The 20961-nt window shown below is 69.2% G+C and carries 19 protein-coding genes and 2 pseudogenes; 11 read left to right on the top strand and 10 right to left on the bottom strand.

What is annotated here, in order from left to right; genetic code table 11:
- Positions 1-9 precede the first annotated feature (9 nt).
- Complete coding sequence (ramB, locus tag MTP03_RS19305; RefSeq protein ID WP_248489583.1) at positions 10-1410, bottom strand: acetate metabolism transcriptional regulator RamB; 1401 nt, start codon at positions 1408-1410, stop codon at positions 10-12.
- 406 nt (positions 1411-1816) lie between these two features.
- On the opposite strand from ramB, the gene aceA reads away from it, so the two are divergent.
- The 3 genes and pseudogenes from aceA (at position 1817) to MTP03_RS19290 (ending at position 5032) form a co-directional block, all read left to right on the top strand.
- Entirely contained in the window at positions 1817-3109 is a 1293-nt protein-coding gene (aceA, locus tag MTP03_RS19300; RefSeq protein ID WP_248489582.1) for an isocitrate lyase, read from the top strand.
- Between the two features lie 158 nt (positions 3110-3267).
- The gene (locus MTP03_RS19295; RefSeq protein ID WP_248489580.1) at positions 3268-4137 is read left to right on the top strand and encodes a 3-hydroxybutyryl-CoA dehydrogenase; all 870 of its coding nucleotides are present in this window, start codon (positions 3268-3270) and stop codon (positions 4135-4137) included.
- 142 nt (positions 4138-4279) lie between these two features.
- Positions 4280-5032: pseudogene (locus MTP03_RS19290) on the top strand (class I SAM-dependent methyltransferase).
- A 36-nt stretch (positions 5033-5068) separates the two neighbouring features.
- Here the strand turns inward: MTP03_RS19290 and MTP03_RS19285 are convergent.
- Positions 5069-5953 carry a LysR family transcriptional regulator gene (locus MTP03_RS19285; protein WP_248489579.1) on the bottom strand — a complete coding sequence of 295 codons (885 nt, stop codon included), beginning with the start codon at positions 5951-5953 and terminating at the stop codon, positions 5069-5071.
- A 120-nt stretch (positions 5954-6073) separates the two neighbouring features.
- On the opposite strand from MTP03_RS19285, the gene MTP03_RS19280 reads away from it, so the two are divergent.
- Both MTP03_RS19280 and MTP03_RS19275 read left to right on the top strand, forming a co-directional pair.
- Complete coding sequence (locus MTP03_RS19280) at positions 6074-6823, top strand: SDR family oxidoreductase (protein ID WP_248489578.1); 750 nt, start codon at positions 6074-6076, stop codon at positions 6821-6823.
- 87 nt (positions 6824-6910) lie between these two features.
- Complete coding sequence (locus MTP03_RS19275; RefSeq protein WP_248489577.1) at positions 6911-8140, top strand: low temperature requirement protein A; 1230 nt, start codon at positions 6911-6913, stop codon at positions 8138-8140.
- 310 nt (positions 8141-8450) lie between these two features.
- On the opposite strand, the gene MTP03_RS19270 is transcribed toward MTP03_RS19275, so the two are convergent.
- Entirely contained in the window at positions 8451-9317 is an 867-nt protein-coding gene (locus tag MTP03_RS19270) for a polyphosphate kinase 2 family protein (protein WP_248489576.1), read from the bottom strand.
- Between the two features lie 163 nt (positions 9318-9480).
- On the opposite strand from MTP03_RS19270, the gene MTP03_RS19265 reads away from it, so the two are divergent.
- From MTP03_RS19265 to MTP03_RS19245, 5 genes are all read left to right on the top strand, one after another.
- Complete coding sequence (locus tag MTP03_RS19265) at positions 9481-10704, top strand: DUF445 domain-containing protein (RefSeq protein ID WP_248492300.1); 1224 nt, start codon at positions 9481-9483, stop codon at positions 10702-10704.
- Positions 10705-10789: 85 nt separating this feature from the next.
- The gene (locus tag MTP03_RS19260; protein WP_248489575.1) at positions 10790-11170 is read left to right on the top strand and encodes a helix-turn-helix domain-containing protein; all 381 of its coding nucleotides are present in this window, start codon (positions 10790-10792) and stop codon (positions 11168-11170) included.
- An 88-nt stretch (positions 11171-11258) separates the two neighbouring features.
- Positions 11259-11783 (top strand): heparin-binding hemagglutinin, encoded by a 525-nt coding sequence (locus tag MTP03_RS19255; protein WP_248489574.1) that lies wholly within the window; start codon positions 11259-11261, stop codon positions 11781-11783.
- A 73-nt stretch (positions 11784-11856) separates the two neighbouring features.
- Entirely contained in the window at positions 11857-12153 is a 297-nt protein-coding gene (locus MTP03_RS19250; protein WP_248489573.1) for a DUF2516 family protein, read from the top strand.
- 24 nt (positions 12154-12177) lie between these two features.
- Positions 12178-13305 carry an alpha/beta fold hydrolase gene (locus MTP03_RS19245; RefSeq protein WP_248489572.1) on the top strand — a complete coding sequence of 376 codons (1128 nt, stop codon included), beginning with the start codon at positions 12178-12180 and terminating at the stop codon, positions 13303-13305.
- Positions 13306-13446: 141 nt separating this feature from the next.
- On the opposite strand, the gene MTP03_RS24015 is transcribed toward MTP03_RS19245, so the two are convergent.
- Positions 13447-13866: a DUF732 domain-containing protein gene (locus MTP03_RS24015; RefSeq protein ID WP_371820810.1), complete on the bottom strand. Its 420-nt coding sequence runs from the start codon at positions 13864-13866 to the stop codon at positions 13447-13449.
- Between the two features lie 1000 nt (positions 13867-14866).
- On the bottom strand, positions 14867-15655 hold the full coding sequence (purU, locus tag MTP03_RS19240; protein ID WP_248489571.1) for a formyltetrahydrofolate deformylase: 789 nt from the start codon (positions 15653-15655) through the stop codon (positions 14867-14869).
- Positions 15656-15738: 83 nt separating this feature from the next.
- On the opposite strand from purU, the gene deoC reads away from it, so the two are divergent.
- On the top strand, positions 15739-16443 hold the full coding sequence (gene deoC / locus MTP03_RS19235; protein ID WP_248492299.1) for a deoxyribose-phosphate aldolase: 705 nt from the start codon (positions 15739-15741) through the stop codon (positions 16441-16443).
- Between the two features lie 37 nt (positions 16444-16480).
- Here deoC and MTP03_RS19230 read toward each other — a convergent pair.
- The 5 genes and pseudogenes from MTP03_RS19230 to MTP03_RS19210 all read right to left on the bottom strand — a co-directional run bounded on the left by MTP03_RS19230 (position 16481) and on the right by MTP03_RS19210 (position 20951).
- Positions 16481-17757, bottom strand: a pseudogene (locus tag MTP03_RS19230) (cytochrome P450).
- Between the two features lie 35 nt (positions 17758-17792).
- A complete protein-coding gene (locus tag MTP03_RS19225) occupies positions 17793-18686 on the bottom strand; it encodes a hypothetical protein (RefSeq protein WP_248489570.1) in 894 nt (297 codons plus the stop codon).
- 16 nt (positions 18687-18702) lie between these two features.
- The gene (locus MTP03_RS19220; RefSeq protein ID WP_248492298.1) at positions 18703-19506 is read right to left on the bottom strand and encodes a carbon-nitrogen hydrolase family protein; all 804 of its coding nucleotides are present in this window, start codon (positions 19504-19506) and stop codon (positions 18703-18705) included.
- 124 nt (positions 19507-19630) lie between these two features.
- Positions 19631-20440, bottom strand: a complete 810-nt coding sequence (locus MTP03_RS19215) for a class I SAM-dependent methyltransferase (RefSeq protein ID WP_248489569.1) — start codon at positions 20438-20440, stop codon at positions 19631-19633.
- A 4-nt stretch (positions 20441-20444) separates the two neighbouring features.
- The gene (locus MTP03_RS19210; protein WP_248489568.1) at positions 20445-20951 is read right to left on the bottom strand and encodes a DUF2505 domain-containing protein; all 507 of its coding nucleotides are present in this window, start codon (positions 20949-20951) and stop codon (positions 20445-20447) included.
- Positions 20952-20961: the final 10 nt, after the last annotated feature.

The following is a 20961-nucleotide window of genomic DNA, read 5'->3' as shown; positions in this document are numbered from 1 at the left end:
CGCGGGGACCTACCGGACGAGGTAGGGGGACACCGTGGAGCGGTGCTCGTCGATATCCAACGGCTTGCCGATGGCGGGGAACGCGCGCTGGGGGCAGCCGGACCGTTCGCACACGCGGCAGCCGGCGCCGATGGGGGTGGGGTCCGGGTTCGTGAGGTCGAGGCCGCGCGCGTAGACCAGGCGATGCGCGTGCCGCAGCTCGCAGCCGATGCCGATCGCGAAGGTCTTGCCCGGCTGGCCGTACCGTGCGGCCCGGCGCTCGACGGTGCGCGCGACCCACAGGTAGTTGCGGCCGTCCGGCATCTCCACGATCTGGGTGATGATCTTGCCCGGCCACGCGAAGGTCTCGTACACGTTCCACAGCGGGCACGTGCCGCCCGACGCGGAGAAGTGGAAGCCGGTGGAACTCTGCCGCTTGCTCATGTTGCCCGCGCGGTCGACGCGGACGAACGACAGGGGAACGCCCCGCAGGTTCGGCCGCTGCAGGGTGGACAGACGGTGCGCGATGGTCTCGTAGCTCACGGAGAAGAACGCGGACAGCCGTTCGATGTCGTACTGGAACTCCTCCGCGGCGCCGTGGAATTGGGTGTACGGCAGCACGACAGCGGCGGCGTAGTAGTTGGCGAGCCCGAGCCGCGCGAGGCTGCGGGCCTCGTCGGATCCGAAGGCGGCACCGTCGATCAGCGCGTCGATCTCGCGCCCGCACTCGAGGTAGGCGAGTTCGGCGGCCATCTTGAACACCTGCTGGCCGCTGGACAGGTGCCGGTTGATCTCAAGAACGTGGGTGCGCGGGTCGTAGCGGTGCAGCACGGTGTCGCCGAGGTCGACGCGGCGCCGGATCGACACGTTGTGCACGGCCTCGAGGCGGGTGACGATCTCGGTCCGCACGTCCGCGCTGTGCATGCGCATGCGCGCCGTGAGTTCCTCGGCCGCGACGTCGAGCTCGTGGAAGTAGTTCTGCCGCTGGTAGAAGAAGTCCCGCACCTCCTCGTGCGGGTTGGGGATGCTGCCGCGCGCCCCCGGGTCGTTGCGGCCGTCGGTGACCTGTGCGAGCTGATCGGCGGCCCCGAGGTAGCGCCGGTGCAGGGCGACCATAGCGCGGGCGAAGCCGGGATGATCGCGCGCGAGCTCGGACAGCTCGTCGGTGCTGGTGGGCGCGTCCACGTCCATCGTGACCTCGCGCAACTCGGCGATCAGCCGCGTCTGGTCCTGGGAGTTGAAGAACGAGGTGTCGACGCCGAACACGTCGGTGATCTTCAGCAGTACCGGCACGCTGAGCGGCCGCACGTCGTGCTCGATCTGGTTCAGGTACGACGGGGAGATCTCCAGCGCCTCCGCGAGGGATGCCTGCGACAGCCCGCGCTCCTTGCGCAGGCCCCTCAGGCGAGCGCCCACGAAGGTCTTGGACATGCAGCTAATTTTAACCTTGGAGTACCTGCTACCGAGGGGTTACGGGGGTTCGCGTGCCACTTTGCGGTGATGTGTGTCACAGAACGGCCCTGGGATGCCCGGGCGGGGCGGCGGCGGACCGTCGGGAAACGGGTCGGAGGGCTCGGCGGCGGGCCGCCACAAACTCCCAGTACGCGCGTACTTTTCCTCCGGGGTTGATCACTGGTCTTCGCAGGATTAGCAGGATCGCGGTGATTTCATGGCTTGCTTTGGCACCCTCGACCGTCTTGGCCTGCAGCTTTAGGTGTGGCACAGTGGGTGACGGCGCAACGCCGGGACTGCGAATCGGGTTAGCGATAGCCCCTCGCTCAGCCTCCTGGTGGCCGATCAGATCCGCTATCGACTAGAGCAGAAGAACGGGGAGCCAATGAGCACCGTCGGACAGCCGAGGACCGCCGCCGAGATCCAGCAGGATTGGGACACCAACCCGCGCTGGAAGGGCATCACGCGCGAGTACACCGCCGAGCAGGTCGCCGAGCTGCAGGGCAGCGTCGTCGAGGCCAACACGCTCGCGACCCGTGGCGCGGAGATCCTCTGGGAGGGCGTCACCAAGGGGGACGGCTCGTACATCAACGCGCTGGGCGCCCTCACCGGCAACATGGCCGTGCAGCAGGTGCGCGCCGGTCTCAAGGCGATCTACCTCTCCGGCTGGCAGGTCGCCGGTGACGCGAACCTCTCGGGCCACACCTACCCCGACCAGTCGCTGTACCCGGCCAACTCGGTGCCGTCGGTCGTGCGTCGCATCAACAACGCCATGCTCCGTGCCGACGAGATCGCCCGCGTCGAGGGTGACAACTCGGTCGACAACTGGGTCGTGCCGATCGTGGCCGACGGCGAGGCCGGTTTCGGTGGCGCCCTGAACGTCTACGAGCTGCAGAAGGCCATGATCGCCGCGGGTGCCGCCGGTACCCACTGGGAGGATCAGCTCGCCTCGGAGAAGAAGTGCGGCCACCTCGGTGGCAAGGTGCTCATCCCCACCCAGCAGCACATTCGCACCCTGACCTCGGCCCGCCTGGCCGCCGACGTGTCGAACACCCCGACCGTCGTCATCGCGCGCACCGACGCCGAGGCCGCCACCCTGATCACCTCGGACGTCGACGATCGCGACAAGCCGTTCGTGACCGGTGAGCGCACCGCCGAGGGCTTCTACAACGTCAAGAACGGCATCGAGCCCTGCATCGCCCGCGCCAAGGCCTACGCGCCGTACGCGGACATGATCTGGATGGAGACCGGCGTTCCGGACCTCGAGGTCGCCAAGAAGTTCGCCGAGGGCGTCAAGGCCGAGTTCCCGGACCAGCTGCTGTCCTACAACTGCTCGCCGTCGTTCAACTGGAAGCAGGCGCTGGACGACTCGACCATCGCCAAGTTCCAGAAGGAGCTGGGCGCGATGGGCTTCACCTTCCAGTTCATCACGCTGGCCGGCTTCCACGCCCTCAACTACTCGATGTTCGACCTGGCGCACGGCTACGCGCGCGAGGGCATGACCGCCTACGTCGACCTGCAGGAGCGCGAGTTCGCTGCCGAGGAGCGCGGCTACACCGCCACCAAGCACCAGCGCGAGGTCGGCGCCGGCTACTTCGACCGCATCGCCACCACCGTCGACCCCAACACGTCCACCGCGGCGCTCAAGGGCTCGACCGAGGAGGGCCAGTTCCACTAGGAATCGGCAGGCCCGCCTCCCCGGGAATCTAGCCGATCAACAGGCGGTCCGTGACTCACGTCGCGGGCCGCCTGTGGCGTAGGTGCGTACGTCTTGGGCGTACCCCTGCAGAGTTACCCTCGTCTCGCCTTGAGCGGTTGTCACGTAAGGAAAGTCATATGAGTCAAGCTATTTCGCGCGTCGGCGTCGTGGGCGCCGGCCAGATGGGCGGCGGCATCGCCGAGGTGTCGGCCCGCGCCGGCGCCGACGTGCTGGTCTGGGAGGCCACCGAGGAGCTCGCGGCCGGCGGCCGCGCGCGCATCCTCAAGTCGCTGGACCGCGCTGTGTCCAGCGGCAAGATCACCGAGCGCGAGCGCGACCAGGCCGCCGAGCGGCTGAAGTTCACCACTGATCTCGCCGACTTCGCCGACCGCCAGCTGGTGGTCGAGGCGATCGTCGAGAACGAGGTCGTCAAGGCGGAGATCTTCGGCAAGCTCGACGAGGTCGTCACCGACCCCGACGCCGTGCTCGCGTCCAACACCTCGTCGCTGCCGATCCAGCGCATCGCCACCGCCACGAAGAACCCGGGGCGTGTGCTGGGCCTGCACTTCTTCAACCCGGTGCCGGTACTGCCGCTGGTCGAGGTGATCAGTTCGCTCTCGACGTCCGAGGCCGCCGCGGCGCGCGCCGAGAAGTTCGCGTCCGAGGTGCTGGGCAAGCAGGTCGTCCGGGCGACGGACCGGTCGGGCTTCATCGTCAACGCGCTGCTCGTGCCGTACCTGCTGTCCGCGATCCGCATGTACGAGTCGGGCTTCGCGACCGCCGAGGACATCGACAAGGGCATGATGCTCGGCTGCGCGCACCCGATGGGCCCGCTCAAGCTGGCCGACCTCGTCGGCCTCGACACGGTGAAGTTCATCGCCGACGCGATGTACGCCGAGTACAAGGAGCCCACGTACGCCGCGCCGCCGCTGCTGCTGCGCCTGGTGGAGGCCGGCTACGTCGGCAAGAAGTCGGGCCGCGGCATCTACGAGTACCCGGCCAAGTAGGCCGTCGTCGTCCTGACTTAACAGCGTTAGCCGCAGACGTTCTCGCAGGAAACCGTGTGGGCTAACGCTGTTAAGTCACGGGTGGGGGCCGACGGTGCGCCGTCCCGGCCCGGCGCGGGGGTGGGCGCGCTAGCGTGGCTCCATGACCAGCGCACTCGACCGGGTGGAGTCGATGCTCGATCCGGGGCGACTCGGCCGCGAGCCGGACCGCAGCCACGGATATCTTGATGTGCTCGCGCCCGAGAGCGCGAAGCCGACCGGGCTGAGCAACGCGCTGATGCACAATCCCGCTGGCCGCGGTGTACGAGAAGGCCTGGCGGCCCGCGTTCACCCGGCTGTTCAGTCTGGGCGGCAGCGGCACGCTGAGCCGGCAGGACCTGCTGCTCGACGAGCTCGCCGGCCGTGGCGACCAGAAGCTGCTCGACGTGGCCTGCGGGCCGGGCTGTACACCAAGCCGCTGGCCCGCAAGCTCAGCGACGAGGGTGTGGTCGTGGGCCTCGACGTCTCCGAGGCGATGCTGCAGCGGGCGGTCCGGGACAACGCCGACGACCGCCGCGTCGCCTACGTGCGTGGCAGCGCCCTCGACGTCCCGTTCGCCGACGGCGCGTTCGACACCGTGGCCTGCCTCGCCGCGCTCTACCTGATCCCCGCGCCACGGATCGCCGTCCGCGAGATCTGCCGCGTCACGAAACCGGGCGGCCGCGTCGCGCTGTTCACCTCGCTGCAGACGCCGCTCACCTCGGTCCTCGGATCGTCGACCGCGGAGCGGGTCTCCGGCTTCCGCTGGTTCGGCAAGGACGAGATCACCGGCTGGCTGCGCGAATACGGGCTCGTCGACGTGCAACAGACCATCAGCGGGCAGGGTCAGTTCGTCACGGCGCGCAAGCCGCAGTGACCCGGCCCGGCGCGCAGTGACCCGACCCGGCGGCGATCACGCCGGGGGATAGGCGGCGAGTAGCTCGGCGCGCAGCGGGTCGGTCGTGTGCGGCAGCCACAGGGCCTGCACCGGGACCTGCGGCGCATCGTTGAGCTCGACGACCGTCACCCGCCCGCCGGACCGCGGCCCCGCGGGATCCGTCACGAACGCGGCCGCGAGTGGGGACGCGAGCACGGCCGTCGCGGGCGGCGTGCCCTGGACCCGGTTCACCAGCAGGTCCGGCTCGAAGCCCGCCCGACGGCACTGCGCGACGAGGAAGTCCGTGTAGAACGACGCGTGCGGCGGCGCCCACACGACGATGGGCGAGCCGGCGAGGTCCGCGAGCGCCAGCGAATCCCGGCCCGCCAGCTCGTGATCGCGGTGCAGCGCCACCCGCATCCGGTGGTAGGTGATCGTGACGCCCGCGAGACGGTCCGGGAGGGCGACGCCCCGCCGCAGCACCAGGTCGACGGTGCCGCGCTCCAGTTCGTCGGTCATCGCCGAGGGGAACAGCTCGCGCACCGTGATGGACGGAGACTCCGGGCGGTCGATGATCGGTTCGAGCAGCTCGTAGGCCTCGTCCGCGGTCACCGCGGGGCTGCGGCCGACGACGAAGACCCGCGGCTCCTCCGCGCCCGCGGCCCGCGCCCGCGCGGCGAGGAGGCGGGCGCCGGACAGGACGGCAGGCGCACCGTCGTACAGGGAACGGGCGGCGGCGGTCGGGGCGAGGCGGCGCCCGGACCGGGTGAAAAGGGGCGTGCCGAGCTCGCGCTCGAGCTGGCGCAGCGCGGCCGAGAGCGCCTGCTGGCTCAGGTGCAGGCGAGCGGCCGCGGCGGCGAGCGAGGGCTCCTCCATCGCGGCGACGAACTGCTCGAGACGGCGGAGGTCGGGGGTGGTCATTCACTCATCCTATTCACAAACAAAACTGGTGAGTTGTCCCTAAACATTCGATTGTTGGTTGACCTTTGGCTTCGTACATTGGAGATACCGAAGCTCGATCGCACCGACCAAGGAGAATGCATGTCCAAGCTCGCAGGGAAGTCCGCAGTCGTCGCCGGAGGCGGTAAGAACCTCGGTGGCCTGGTGAGCCGCCACCTCGCGGACCTCGGCGCGAACGTGGCCGTCCACTACAACAGCCCGTCGTCGGAGGCGGAGGCGCGCGAGACCGCGGCCGCCGTCGAGGCGGCCGGCCGCAAGGCGATCCTCGTGCAGAGCGATCTCACCGTGCCCGCGAACGTCACGGCCCTGTTCGACGAGGCCAAGGCGGCCTTCGGCGGGATCGACGTCGCGGTGAACACCGTCGGCAAGGTGCTGCGCAAGCCGATCCTCGAGACCACCGAGGACGAGTACGACTCGATGTTCGACATCAACGCCAAGGCGGCGTACTTCTTCATCAAGGAGGCCGGCCGCACGCTCAACGACAACGGGTCGCTGATCACCATCGTGACCGCGCTGCTCGGCGCGTTCACCGACGGCTACTCCACCTACGCGGGCGGCAAATCGCCGGTCGAGCACTTCAACCGCGCCGCGGCGAAGGAGTTCGGCGTCCGCGGCATCAGCGTCAACGCCATCGCGCCCGGCCCGATGGACACCCCGTTCTTCTACGGCCAGGAGACGCCCGAGCGCGTCGAGTTCCACAAGTCGCAGGGCATGGGCAACCGTCTCACGTTCATCGAAGACATCGCGCCCATCGTCGATTTCCTCTCCACCGACGGCCACTGGATCACCGGCCAGACGCTGTTCGCGAACGGCGGCTACACCACGCGCTGAGATCGGCGCGCGCCGACGGTCCGCCGAGCCTACGATGATCGACGTTTCGTGCGATCACGAACACGCGACACGAGCAGGAGATCTTCTGTGACCGATGGACCGTCGGCGGTACGCCGCCGCTTGACCCGGATGGCGGGGCGCGACCCCCACGAGGAGGGGCGGACGGCCACCACGCTGGAGTTGTTCTTCGACCTCACCTTCGTGGTGGTCTTCTCCCTCGCCGGGGTGCAGTTGGCCGACGCGATCGCGGAGGCGCACTATTTCACGGCCTTCCTCGGCTTCGGGTTCTGCGCCTTCGCCGCGATCTGGGCGTGGATCAACTTCACGTGGATGGCCTCGGCCTTCGACACCGACGACTGGCTCTTCCGCGCGGTGACCATGCTGCAGATGATCGGCGTCTGCATCATGGGCTTGGGCGTCGAGCCCTTCTTCGCGTCGGTCGCCGCAGGCGAGCGTCCGGACAACACGGTGCTGGTGATCGGCTACGTGGTGATGCGCGTGGCGCTGCTCGCGCAGTGGACCCGCGTGGCGATCTCCTCGCCGCGGTACCGCACCGCGGCGATCACCTACATCGTCGCGATCACGATCGCCCAGATCGGCTGGTTGATCACGGCGTTCGCGCCGCTGACGCTGGGGCAGATCATCGCGGCCGGCCTGATCCTGTACGTCGTGGAGCTCGGCGGGCCGTACGTCGCCGAGCGGCGCCGGCGCACCCCGTGGAACCCGCACCACATCGCGGAGCGCTACGGCCTGCTCACCATCATCACCCTCGGTGAGGGCGTGGTCGGCACCGTCGTCGCGCTGCAGGCGCTGCTCACGGCGCAGGGCTGGAGCCTCGACATCGCCGTGCTCGGCGTCGCGGCGATGGTGCTCAACCTGTCGATCTGGTGGATCTACTTCTCGATCCCCGTCGGCCACGCGCTGGTCCGCACCCCGAACAAGTGCTTCGCCTGGGGGTACGGACACATCGTCATCTTCATGGCGATCGCCGCCTTCGGCGCCGGGCTGCACGTCGAGGCGCTGGGCATCTCGCACGAGGCGCACGTGAGCAACGTGGTGGTCGCCTCCGCGTTCGTCATCCCGCTGGCCGTCGCGGTCCTCGGGATCGAGATCATGGACGCCTACCTGTGTGGATTCGACGGCCACCGCGCCCTCTCCGTCGGCATCACCCTGGCGCTGCTCGGCGCCGGCATCGCCGCTGTCGCCGCCGGGGCCACACCGCTGGCCGCGCTGGTGTGGAGCGCGATCGCCCTGCTGGTACAGGTCGTGGTCGAGGAGCTGTGGTCCGGCAAGCGCCGGGCCGAGCGCCTGGCGTAGCCCGACGGTGCGCTCGGTCCCGCGCCAGCGGTGACCATGTCGCTTCGGTGAGCGATGCGCGCCGCGCATACCTCTATCGATACAGGTCAAAGGTGTTTCTTGGTGGCGTGGGTATGCGGTCCGTGCATACCCCGCCTCGGGCAGCGATCCAGCGCCGCGGCGTGCGCGGCCCCGACAGACGACAGCCGTCGCACCGTCGTCCCCCGCGCCGCGCCGATCCGCGGCTCCGGCGTTCGAGCCCCCACTAGAAGCCGCGCGGCACCGTCGGGCTGGGCGGCCTGGCACCGTCGGACCCGGCGCAGCCGAGCGGTCAGGCCTGCGCGAGGCGCGCCTTCTCGTGCTCGATGTCGAAATCGGCGGGCGGCCAGTCGAGGCCCAGGCCCTCGAGGGCCTCGATGAGCAACTCGGTGATCGCCAACCGCGAGTACCACTTCCGGTCGGCGGGGATCACGTGCCAGGGCGCGGCCTCGGTGCTGGTGCGGTCCAACATCGCCTGGTAGGCCTCCTGATACTTCGGCCAGTAGCCGCGCTCGTCGATGTCGGCGGGGTTGTACTTCCAGTACTTGTCGGGGCGGTCCAGGCGCTCGGCCAGGCGCTTCTTCTGCTCGTCCAGCGAGACGAACATGGCGCACTTGACGATCGTCGTGCCCGCGGCGATCAGATCCTCCTCGAAGCTGTTGATGATCTCGTAGCGCGGCTCCCAGACGGCCGGCGGCACGAGGTCGTGCACGCGGACGACCAGCACGTCCTCGTAGTGCGAGCGGTCGAAAACGCCGATCTGGCCGCCCTTCGGGGTCTGCCGGTGGATGCGCCACAGGAAGTCGTGCGCGAGCTCCTCCTCGGTCGGCTTGCCGAAGGACGCGGCCTTGACGCCCTGCGGGTCGACCATGCCGATCACGTGCCGGACGATGCCGCCCTTGCCGGCCGTGTCCATGCCCTGCAGCACCAGCAGGACCGAGCGGTGATCCCCCGACCGGCCGTTGGCGTAGAGCAACTCCTGCAGCTCGGAGAGCCGTGCGCCGCGTTCCGCGAGGAGCTGCTCGCCGAGCGCCTTGTCACCGTCGAACCCCGGCTTGCCGCCCGGGTCGATCTCGGTGACCAGGGAGCCCTGCCGCCAGCGCAGCGCCTCCGATGCGCCGCTCGACCAACCGTCGTTTCCTGCGTCCTGCTTCGCCATTCCACAACCCTAGCGACCGCCCCCGACACCCAGCCCCACCGCCGATCGGAGTTTCGGGCAAGATCGACTCGTGACGGTGTCATCTCAGGCGGCCTCCCCGCCCAGGACGAAGGCGAGCCCGTTCGGTACGCCCGACGAGCAGAAGCGCCGTGATCTGCGGAGGATGAAGGGCGTCGCGCTCGGCTTCCTGATCGGCGCGGCGATCATCTACCTGATCTGCGAGTACCTCGATACCAAGGGCGCGCACCTCGCGATCGCCGGGGCGTGGGTCGGGTACGTCAAGGCCGCCTCCGAGGCGGGCATGGTCGGCGGCCTGGCCGACTGGTTCGCGGTGACGGCGCTGTTCCGACACCCACTGGGACTGCCGATCCCGCACACGGCCATCATCAAGCGCAAGAAGGACCAGCTGGGCGACGCACTCGGCGACTTCGTGACCAACAACTTCCTCACGCCCGACGTGATCGCCGAGAAGGTGGGCTCGCTCGAGCTCAGCGGCCGCGTCGCGAACTGGATGGCCGACCCCGATAACTCGCAGCGGCTCGGCGCCGAAGCGGCGAAACTGGTCAAGGTGATGAGCGAGGTGCTGCGCGACGAGGACGTCGAGGCGGTGCTCAACTCGACGATCATCAAGCGGCTCGCCGAGCCCGAGTGGGGGCCGCCGATCGGCCGGCTGGTCGAGACGCTGCTGCAGGAGCAGCGCCAGCTGCCGCTGATCAACCTGCTCGCCGAGCGCGCGCACCACTGGGCCCTGGGTAGCCAGGGCGTGATCGACAAGATCGTCGATACCGACGGTCCGCAGTGGTCGCCCAAGTTCGTCAACTCGCTGCTGGGGGAGCGGATCTACCGCGAGCTGGTCGAGTTCACCTGGAAGGTGCGCAGCGACCCGGATCACGAGGTGCGGCAGGCCATGAGCACCTTCCTCTGGGACTTCGCCTCCGACCTGCAGCACGACCCGCGGACCATCGCCAAGGTCGAGGACGTCAAGGCCGAGCTGATGGGCCGCGAGGAGGTCCGCACCGCGGCGCAGGCGGCGTGGCGGGCCGCGAAGCGGATGATCGAGGCCTCGGTGGAGGACCCGGAGTCGACGCTGCGGGAGAAGTTCAGCGAGTCGGCGGCGCGGTTCGGCGTGCGGCTGCGCGACGACCCGGAGATGCGCGGCAAGGTCGACTTCTGGGTGGACCGCTCCGTGCGGCACCTCGTCGAGAACTATGCGAGCCAGATCACATCGATCATCACCGACACCGTGGCCCGCTGGGACGCCGAGGAGGCGTCGCAGAAGATCGAGCTGCAAGTGGGCCGTGACCTGCAGTTCATCCGGATCAACGGCACCGTCGTGGGCTCGCTCGCGGGTCTCGCGATCTACACCGTGACCCAGTTGCTGTTCTGATTGGAATCATCCTGCTAGCAAACTGCTTGCAAGAGTTAGCACTAGCTGTTAGCGTGGTGTCAGCCGCGCAGACGGGAGTTCGAGAGTGACGAACGACGAAGAGCCCACACAGAAGTCGGGATCCGACATCGGAGAGTTCATTCGAACGCAACGTCTTGCGGCGGAGGTGTCCATCCGGCAACTGGCCGAGCGTGCGGGGGTTTCCAACCCCTACCTCAGCCAGATCGAGCGAGGGCTCCGCCGTCCGTCGGCCGACGTGCTCGGGCAGATCGCCAAAGCGCTCCGGCTCTCGGCGGAGGTGCTCTACGTGCAGGCCGGGATCCTCGAGGAGCGACCGGAATCCCCGGTGCGCGATGCGCTGATCGCGGACACGGCAATCAACGAGCGGCAGAAGCGGGCCCTACTCGACATCTACGAGAGCTTCCGCCGCGAGAACGAGACCGCACTGAAGGAGAACGTGCCATGACCGAGCAGAACACCCTCGACGACCTGAAGACCCCCTGTTCGCGGCCCTCGGCGCCGGTGACTACGCCTACGAGGCCGTCTCCGAGGTCGTGGAGAAGCTGCGCGCCGCCGCCACCGATGCGTCGAAGGACTTCCAGACCAAGGTCGACGAGGCGCAGGCGAAGGTCGAGGAGGCCCGCGGCAACGCCCAGGCCAAGCTGACCGAGGCCAAGGACGGCCTGCCCAAGGACGTCGACGAGCTGCGCGCGAAGTTCACCCCCGAGGAGCTGCGCAAGGTGGCCGCCGCCTACATCCAGGTCGCGACCGACATCTACGAGTCGCTGGCCGAGCGCGGCGAGACCGCCTTCGACCGCATCAAGTCGGGCTCCGTGATCGAGGACGCCACCGAGCAGGCCACCAAGGCCTACAACTCGGCCGTCGAGCTGACCGAGTCCTCGCTGGGCCAGGTCGCCACCGCCACCAAGCAGGTCGGCGAGCGCGCCGCCAAGCTGGTCGGCCGCGCCGGCGACGAGGTGTCCGAGGCCGCCGAGCAGGCCGAGGCCGCCGTCAAGGAGACCACCGCCAAGGCTGCGACCGCCGCCAAGAAGGCCGCTCCCAAGAAGGCCGACGCGTAAGTAATCCGCGTCACCACTGAGCATCACCGGGCGCCCGGCGGCACTGCCGCCGGCCCCGACCTAGGCTGGGGACATGGAACTCTTCCTCATGGGCTACGGAACCGTGACGTTCTTCGCCACCCTGATCCTCACCGTGGCCCTGCTGGCCGCGGCGATCTTCGCGATCATCCACGCCGCGCGCGCTCCCGAGGACGCCTTCCGGGCGACCGGGAAGTGGCAGAAGAACTACTGGTTGATCACGCTCGTGGTGTGCGCCCTCCTCGTCTTCCTGCCGGGGTTCTTCGGGATGGTCATCGCGGCCATCGGCGTCCTGGTCTACCTGTTGGACGTCAAGCCGAAGCTCGACGAGGTCCGCCGTCCGCGCTATTGAGTAATGGTTAGTAAGGTTGCCCGCATGAAGATCTCCAGCAAGCTCGTCGTCGGCGCCCTGGGCGCCGTGGGTGCAGGCGCGGCGGCGGTGGCCGCGGGCGTCGCGGCGTACGCGCTCTCGTCCCCGGCCGAGCCCGCGAACGCCAAGCTGATCTCCGACTACGACGGTCCGCACGACGACGACGTCGTCGTCTCCGGCGACGGCACGCGACTGCACGTGCGCAGCTGGGGCCCGGCCGGCGGCCCGATCGCCGTGCTGGTCCACGGCTGGACCTGCAACGTCGGCAACTTCCCGCGGCAGGTCGAGCACCTCGTCGGCCGCGGCTACCGCGTCGTGAGCTACGACCAGCGCGGCCACGGCGAGTCCGAGCCCGGGGCGTTCGCGTACTCGACGGGCGTCCTGGCCGACGACCTGCACGCCGTGCTCGGCACCGTGGTCCCCGCGGGCGAGAAGGCGCTGCTCGTGGGCCACAGCATGGGCGGCATCACGATCATGGCCTGGGCCGGCAAGTACACCGACGAGGTGGCCGAGAAGGCGCACCACGCGGTGCTGCTGTCCACCTTCGTCCGCGACGCGGTGCCCGCGTTCGCCGGCGCTACCCCGCTCGCGGCGCTGCCCCGCGTCGCGCCGCGGCTGAGCCAGCGGCTCGGCGACGCGGTGCTCGGCGCGCCCGTGAAGCTGCGCCACAACCGGATCCACACCGCGGTGCTGCGCTACAGCGCCCTGTGCGGCTACGCCTCGTGCGGGGCCGTGCGGTACACCGAGGACATGGTCGCGGCCTGCCCGCCCGACGTCCGCGGCGAATGGGGCCACGTGCTCGCCAACGCCGACGTGACCGACGGCCTGCAGAAGCTCGCCATCCCCACCTCGGTCGCCGTGGGCCAGTACGACCACCTCACCCCGCCCGCCGACGCCGAACTGATCGCCGCCGAGCTGAAGCTCACCGGTCACCTCGACCGGTTCGCCGTGATCCGCGACTCGGGCCACATGCTGCCGCTCGAGCAGCCGGAGAAGCTCAACGCCCTCCTCGACTCCATCATCGAGGGCCGCCCCGTCACCGCCGGCGCGCCGGGTAGCGCATCAGACGAGTCCAGCGGGCTCGTCATACCGATAGCGTCGGAGTCGCCCGGTGCTGCCGGCGATCCAATCTAGGTGAAGTTCGAAGAGTCGCCTCGTTCTGTCGTATGAACGGATGACGCGAGCGAACCCTTGACTGGGTATTCCCGATGGATGGCGGATCGCGCTGTGCGGGGCCAGCTGTCGAGGTTGGCCGCGTCAGCGGTGTTGCAGCCTCTACTTGTTCAGGTACTCCGGACAATACGCGCGAACGGCGATACCCACGACGCGTCCAGCGTAATCAGCGCCATGGTCGGCATTGACCCGACTAAGAGCGGGGCCGGCGTTTCGTTCGGCTACCGACCAGCTGATATCGATGAGAGAAGTACCTGCCCTCAGCGTATCGCACACTTCCCGAGCGGCTGCGCGAGCGGTTGCTAACTCAACTTTCACATCGTCAGTCAATCCGCCCGTATGATATCCCTCAAGGACCTTCGCGACTTCCGTATTGAATTGGGTATCGCCGCCTCCAGTGCTATTGGTTGAGACAGCATTGGTGGGCCCGCACCCCAGAGTTCCTCCTCCGAGCAAGATGGCGATGGCGACGATTCGTACCCAGCGAAACGAAGCGTCGCGGAGCGGTGTGAGTAGCGACATATTGAAAGTCTCTCACAAACTGGCATATCGACAAGTCCTCCATTCGGATGAAGCGGCGATGGGAGCGCGAGGGAATCAGCCTCTGTTCGAACGCTTGTGCGGCCGAGTGGCACCTGAAAGTCACGCGTGCTGACCGTCGGCGACGTGATGTTTGTCGAGAAAGGTCACTCCGCGGCGTATCTGCACTGACCGACACGGTGACACGCTGTCGTCTGTTCGGATGATTGTCTTCCTGGTTAGCGGCGGAAAATCAACGTAAATGCTCTACTCGAAGAGTCCGTGACTGGTGCTGTTGTGAAGGTGGTCGAATGCGAGTCTCGTTGCTAGGCGCTCTGGCCTTGACGGTCGGCCTGACGCTGAGCGGCTGCTCGGCCTCTCAGATACAAACCAACGCCGCTCCGGTGGCACCGATGCGGAGGTCTCGAACTCGGTGTCCGGAATCTGGAACATTCAGGGCTATCAACTGGGTCCGATAGTGATCGACGGGGCGCCCGTCCTCGGTCGATCCGCATCTGTGCGAACTCTGATCGCTTCGTGCGACGACGATAGCCCTGATATTAGCAACTCGTACGCCGGAGCGGTTACGGTTCAAATGTCCGATGGTTTCGGCATTAGTTTTGTTGCCTCGTGGGGCGCCCAATCCGGAACCGGGAATAGTTTGATCGGCAGTCGTCTGCGTTGGTCAGGCGTTATCCCAACTGAGTACGACAAGTTTTCGACACTGTCAAATAACAATCGAGTCCCTTTCGCTGTGCGTCGTGGTGCGGGACGCTCGTACGAAATTGAAGCTGCGATCTTCATGGATGCTGATGGGTCTCGTCATTCATTCAAGGCGACGCTCGACTGTTCGGATCGGGAGTATTCGGCGACGTAGTCGAAGTCTATACGGAACTTGAGCCCACCCTGAAAATGTGTTATCGGCGAAGGTTAGGGTGACACCTGCGCGGCGATCAGTGAACGTTGGAGCGCCGGAGTAGCGCACCGTCGGGCCGGGAACGGGTCAGGAGAAGACGACGGTCTTGCGGCCGTGCACCAGCACCCGGTTCTCGAGGTGCCAGCGCAGGCCGCGGGCCAGCACGATCTTCTCGATGTCGCGGCCGCGCCGGACCATCTCGGCGGCCTCGTCGGAATGGTCGACCCGCGCGACGTCCTGCTCGATGATCGGGCCGGCGTCGAGGTCGGCGGTCACGTAGTGGCAGGTCGCGCCGATCAGCTTCACGCCGCGCGCGAACGCCTGGTGGTACGGCCGCGCGCCGACGAACGACGGCAGGAAGCTGTGGTGGATGTTGATCGCCCGGCCGGCCCACGCCTCGCACAGCTCGGGCGGCAGCACCTGCATGAACCGCGCGAGCACGACCGCATCCGGCTCGTGCACGTCGGTCAGCCGGGCCACCTCGGCGAACGCCGCGGACTTGTCCTCGCCGGGGCCGGGGAACGGCACGTGGTGGAACGGGATGTCGAGGCGCTCGACGAAGTCGCGCAGGTCCTCGTGGTTGCCGATCACAGCGGCGATGCGCGCGTTCAGCTCGCCCGTGGCGACGCGTCCCACGAGGTCGTGCAGGCAGTGCCCCTCCTTGCTCACCAGCACCACGATGTCGCGCGGCTCGGCGCTGGAGGTCAGCCGCCACTCGGTCTCCGGGCCCAGCTCGGCGGCGACCTCGGCCGCGAACCGCGCCCGCAGCTCCTCGAGCGGCAGCGACACACTGTCGGCGCGGACGGCCTGGCGGGTGAAGAACCAGCCGCTGTCGGCGTCGGAGTGGTACCCGGCCTCCACGATCCATCCGCCCACGTCGGCGAGGAACGTGGAGATGCGGGCGACGATGCCGGTGGTGTCCGGGCACCCGAGTCAGAACGTAGCGCGTCACGCCCGGTATCGTCTCAAACGTGCTCACTCGATCCGAAGTCGCCGCCCTCGTCGATCACACCCTGCTCAAGCCCGAGGCGAGCGAGGCCGCCGCGGCCGCGGCCTACGCCGAGGGGCTGGACCTGGGCGTTTACGCCGTGTGCCTCTCGCCGTCGATGCTGCCGCTGCGCGCCGCGATCGACGCGCAATCAGCCGGCCCGGGCGCCCCGAAGACGTGCGTCGTGGCGGGCTTCCCGTCCGGCAAGCACCACACGCTGATCAAGGCGGCTGAGGCGCGGATGGCCGTCGAGGAGGGCGCGCACGAGGTCGACATGGTGATCGACGTCGGCCTCGCACTGTCCGGCGAGCTGGACCGGGTCTTCTCCGACGTGCTCACCGTGCGCGAGGCCATCGGCGCCGACCCGGTGCTCAAGGTGATCGTCGAGTCCGCCGCGCTGCTCGAGTTCGGCGACGCCGACCTGCTCACCGAGGTGTGCAAGCGCTCCGTCAAGGGCGGCGCCACCTTCGTCAAGACGTCCACGGGGTTCCACCCGTCGGGCGGCGCGTCCGCGGACGCGGTGCGGATCATGCGCACGGCCGTCGGGCCCGAGGTGGGAGTCAAGGCGTCCGGCGGGATCCGCACCGCCGAGGCGGCGCAGGAGATGATCGACGCCGGCGCGAACCGGCTGGGCCTGTCCGGCACGCGCGCCGTGCTCGCCGGCTTCCCGGAGTAGGGGCGCGGCACCGTCGGGCCCCGCGACGCGTGCCCGGCTACGCCAGGCGGGCGGGCAGGTGTGCCCAGCCGTACAGGGTCGAGAGGCCGCGGTGCGTGCCGCGTCCGTCGAGCGCGAGGTTCGGGTACCGCTCGAACAGCGCCGACAGCGCGACGACGCCCTCCATCCGCGCCAGCGCGGCGCCGATGCAGGCGTGGATGCCGTACCCGAAGGCGACGTTGCGCTTCGCCTCGGGGCGCGCCACGTCGAAGACGTGCGGGTCGGCGAAGACGGCCGGGTCGCGGTTCGCGCCGGCCAGGAGCAGGGAGATCACCGTGCCCTCGGCGAACGCGAAGCCCTCGATCTCGCCGGCCTCGCGGGCGACGCGGGCCGTGCGCTGGACCGGGCTGGAGTAGCGCAGGATCTCCTCGACCGCGTTCGGCCACAGTTCCGGCTCGGCACGCAGCCGCTCCAGCTGGTCGGGGTGCTCGAGCAGCGCGACGATGCCGTTCCCGATCAGGTTCACCGTGGTCTCGAAGCCCGCCCCGATGAGCAGCGCCGCGTTGGTCACCAGCTCGCGGTCGGAGAGCTCGCCGCTCGCCGCCAGCAGCGCGAACGGATCCTCGGCGTCCGGGTTTGCGCGGACCCTCGCGAAGTGCGCTGTCAGGTACTCGTTCAGGCCGCGCAGCGCCACCTGCGCGCGGCGGTACACGGGCCACGACAGGCCGGGGTCGAGCAGCGGCGCCGCCGCCTCGCCCCACTCCAGCATGTAGTCGTCGTCCGCCTCCGGCAGCCCCAGCAGGCGCCCGATCATCGTCACCGGAAGACGGGCGGCGAAGCCCGTCACCAGGTCCGGGGCGGGCGACGCCGCGAGTTCGTCGAGCAGGTCCGCGGTGACCCGCTGCGCCCGGTCCGTGAGCTGCGCGATCGCCTTCGGGGTGAAGGTCCGGGCGATGGGGTGCCGGTACGCCGTGTGCGCCGGGGCTCGGTCACCAGCATCGACGGTGGCTCGACGGGGTTGGGTAGCCCGGGGTCGGTGCGCTCGAGCACGCGCAGCATCGGCGCGGGGAACCCGTAGTCGGTGTGCTGGATCGTCGAGAACCGGGAGTCCCGGAGGATCGCGCGGCACAGTGCGTGGTCGGCGGTGGCCGCCCCCACCTCGCTGCCGATGATCCGGCCCTCGGCGCGGATCGTGTCGAACTGCGCGTACTGGCCGCCGGGCTCGCCGTGGTAGCCCAGCAGCAGCTCGGCCATCCGGTCGCCGCGGGACGCGCGGCGGGGTAGCGCCCGCCGCGGGATCCCGTGCAGCACCGCCCAGCGGGCCCGCACTCGCAGGTCCCACCGGGCGGCGGAGAGCCGGTTCAGCGCGGTCACACCACGGAGCAGTTGGAGGCGCCCACGTCGCCGCCACTCTCGATGTCGGCCGGGAGCACGTTCTGGCCCGAGTAGCGCAGAGAGATGCCCTCGTCGGTCATCTTCAGGTCGCTCGCGGTGAGCCCCTTCGGGGTGGGGATGTCGGCGACGGCGGTGATCAGTTGCTGCGCCAGGTCGTCGGGGACGCCGATGCCGAACACGGACGCCTTGCTCGCGGTGAGCACCACCTTGTTGTCCTTGATGGTGGGGGTGAGGCTCAGCGTGACGGGGAGGATGACCGCGGTGCCGCTGATCTCGATCTTGTTGTCGGACGGGTTCAGCGTGACCTTCGGGTCGGAGATCACCTGGGTCTCCACGACCTTGTTCCTGATCCCGTCGGCGCTGAAGGACCCCAGGATGGTGGCGTCGTCCACCCTGTTGTCACCGCTCGGTTCGACGCCCTTGAGCAGCAGGTGCGCCGACAGGCCGTCGGTGCCGTTGAGCCCGTTCACCTGGATGTCGATCGACGGGATCTTGCCGGTGGCCTGCAGCAGCATCGGCGTCTTCTCGAACCGCACCTGCACGTCCTTCGCGCTGGTGCCGTTCTTGATGTTGTCCGAGAGGCAGTTCTGGACGTGGTTGCGGATGTACAACTCGGATCCCACGAGGAGGATCACGAGCACCGCCACCAGTCCCGCCGCGACCAGGCCGATCAGCTTGCCCTTCGAGCGCGGCGCCTTAGCCGGCTTCGCGCGGCCTGCCGGTCCGCCGATCGGGCCGGACGGTCCGCCGGGGCCTGCCGGTCCGCCGGGGCCTGCCGGTCCACCGGCCGGGACCTGCACGGGCGGGACGTTCGGCTGCGCGCCCGGGTTGGGCGGGACGTTCTGCGGGTTGTTCGGGTTCGTATCCATCGGGGGTGATTGTTCCTCATCCTTCAGTGGCGACGGTGAAGTCCCTGCGGTTGGCGAGCACGGGCAGGGTGGCCCGCACCTCGTCGAGCCGCTCCAGCGGGAGGTCGACGACGAGCAATTCGGGTCCGGCGCCGGCCTGGGCGAGCACGGCACCGTCGGGACCGACCGCCAGCGATCCGCCCACCCCGCGCGGGGCGCGGCCCTCCGCGACGGCCGGCCGCGCTTGATCGACGGCGACGACGAAGGTGGTGCTGTCGAGCGCGCGGGCGCGGGACAGGGTGGTGAACGCGTCGAGCTTGCCGGGCCCGTCGCCCCACGACGCGGGCGCCAGGATCGCCTGCGCACCCGCGTCGGCGAGGCCCTGGTACAGGGCGGGGAAGCGCAGGTCGTAGCAGGTGCTCAGGCCGACGGTGACGCCGGCCACGTCCACGAGCACCGCGCGGTCGCCGGGCTTGACGGTGCGCGACTCGGCGAAGCCGAAGGCGTCGAACAGATGAATCTTGTCGTAGTGCGCGCGGGCGCCGTCCGGGGCGATGGACAGCAGGGTGTTGCGGACCCGGCCGTCCGCGGCGGGCGTGAACATGCCCGCGACCAGGTGCACGCCGGTCGCCGCGGCGGCCGCGGCGATGCGGGTGGCCCACGGCCCGTCGAGCGGCTCCGCGACCGGGCCCAGCGGCACGCCGAAGCGGCACATCGTGGCCTCCGGGAACACCGCGAGCTGCGCGTTCTCCACTGCGGCGCGGCGCACCGCGTCCTCGACCAGCGCGGCGTTGGCCGCCGGGTCGGCGGTGGCCTCGATCTGCGCCAGCGCCACGGTCAGCGAAGTCATGCGCACCACACTACTGACTCCGGTTCGATAGGCGGTGGTGGCTCACGATGTGGGGTGCAGCGGGCACGGAGGTGCGCGAGCGCAGGTGTACCGCGCGGATGCTCGTCATGGTGAGCTACGGCGCGACGAGCGACCAGTCGACCGTCAGCAGGTTGTCGCGGACGGGCCGGCGCGGCGCGCGGGCGGCGCCCGCGGTGCGCTCGGCGAGGGCCGCGGCCGCGGCGCGCCAGCGCACGCGGTTGCCGTAGGTCGCGTAGCCGGCGGCTTCGTCCCAGCAGCGGTCCGCAAGCGTGAGCAGCGTGTGGATGCGCTCGCCCGGGACGTTGTGGTGGATCAGCGCCTTCGGCAGCCGCTCGGCCAGGTCCGACGGTCGGTCGGTGTACCCGGGGTGCCAGGCGAGCGTCAGAGTCCGCGGCGCTGGCTCCGCCCCGGCAGGGGCCGCGTCCAGGGTGAGCCAGCAGCACCGCCGGCCCAGCTCGTCGCAGGTGCCCTCGATGAAGACGCCGCCCGGCGCGAGCCGCGCGAGCACCGTCGACCAGGCGTCGGCGACCTCGGATTCGTCGTACTGGCGCAGCACGTTGAAGGCGCGCACCAGGTTCGGCCGCAGCCCGGCCAGCTCGAAACCGCCGCGCGCGAACTCCACGCCGTCGCGGCCCGGAACCACGCGGTCGGGGTCGATCTCCAGGCCGGTCACCCGCACCGTCGGATTGACGCGCCGCAGCCGGGTGGCCCACTCGAGCGTGGTGTCCGGGCGGGCGCCGTAGCCCAGGTCAACCGCCAGCGGCGACGGTCCGCGCAGCGCAGCGGACACGAGCGGGGAGTGCACCGACCAGCGGTCGCTGCGGCGCAGCCGGTTCAAGCCGGTGGTGCCGCGCGTGATCCGCCCGTCGGGCTGCCGGGCGATGCGGCCCTCGGGCGAGGGCACGGCGTCAGTGCTTGTCGACCCAGTACTTGAGGTACTCGGCCTCGGCGCGGAACAGGTCCACGAGGTTGATCAGGATGAGCTGCTCGAGCTTGGTGCCCACGAACGGGACGAACACCTTGACCACGGTGGTGTACCGCATGGTGCAGCCGGTCTCGGTGTTGAACAGCGACGCCTCACCCTTGAGCGAGCCGGGGCCCGCGGGGATCGACGCCTTGTAATCGCCGATGGAGCTCTCGCCGTCCCACGCGCCGTAGAACTCCTCGCGCGTGATGATCATGTCCTTCTTCACGACGCCCTGCGCGATCGGCGGCAGATACTCGTGGGGCAGGTTCTGCTTCTGGACGACCGTGATGCCCTCGTCGTCGACGTCGAACTCGGTGAGCTCCGACAGTGGCGTCAGGTTGCGGAAGTCCGTCATCTTCTCGGTCCAGTACTCCTTGGTGGAGTACGCGTCGTAGAAGACGTCGGCGGGGAACGGGAAGCGCGCCGAATAGCTGAGACGTCGTGCCATGAGGGTGACC

This window comes from Tsukamurella sp. PLM1 (assembly GCF_023168325.1).
Lineage (GTDB): Bacteria > Actinomycetota > Actinomycetes > Mycobacteriales > Mycobacteriaceae > Tsukamurella.
This window is presented reverse-complemented; position numbering and strand designations above follow the sequence as displayed.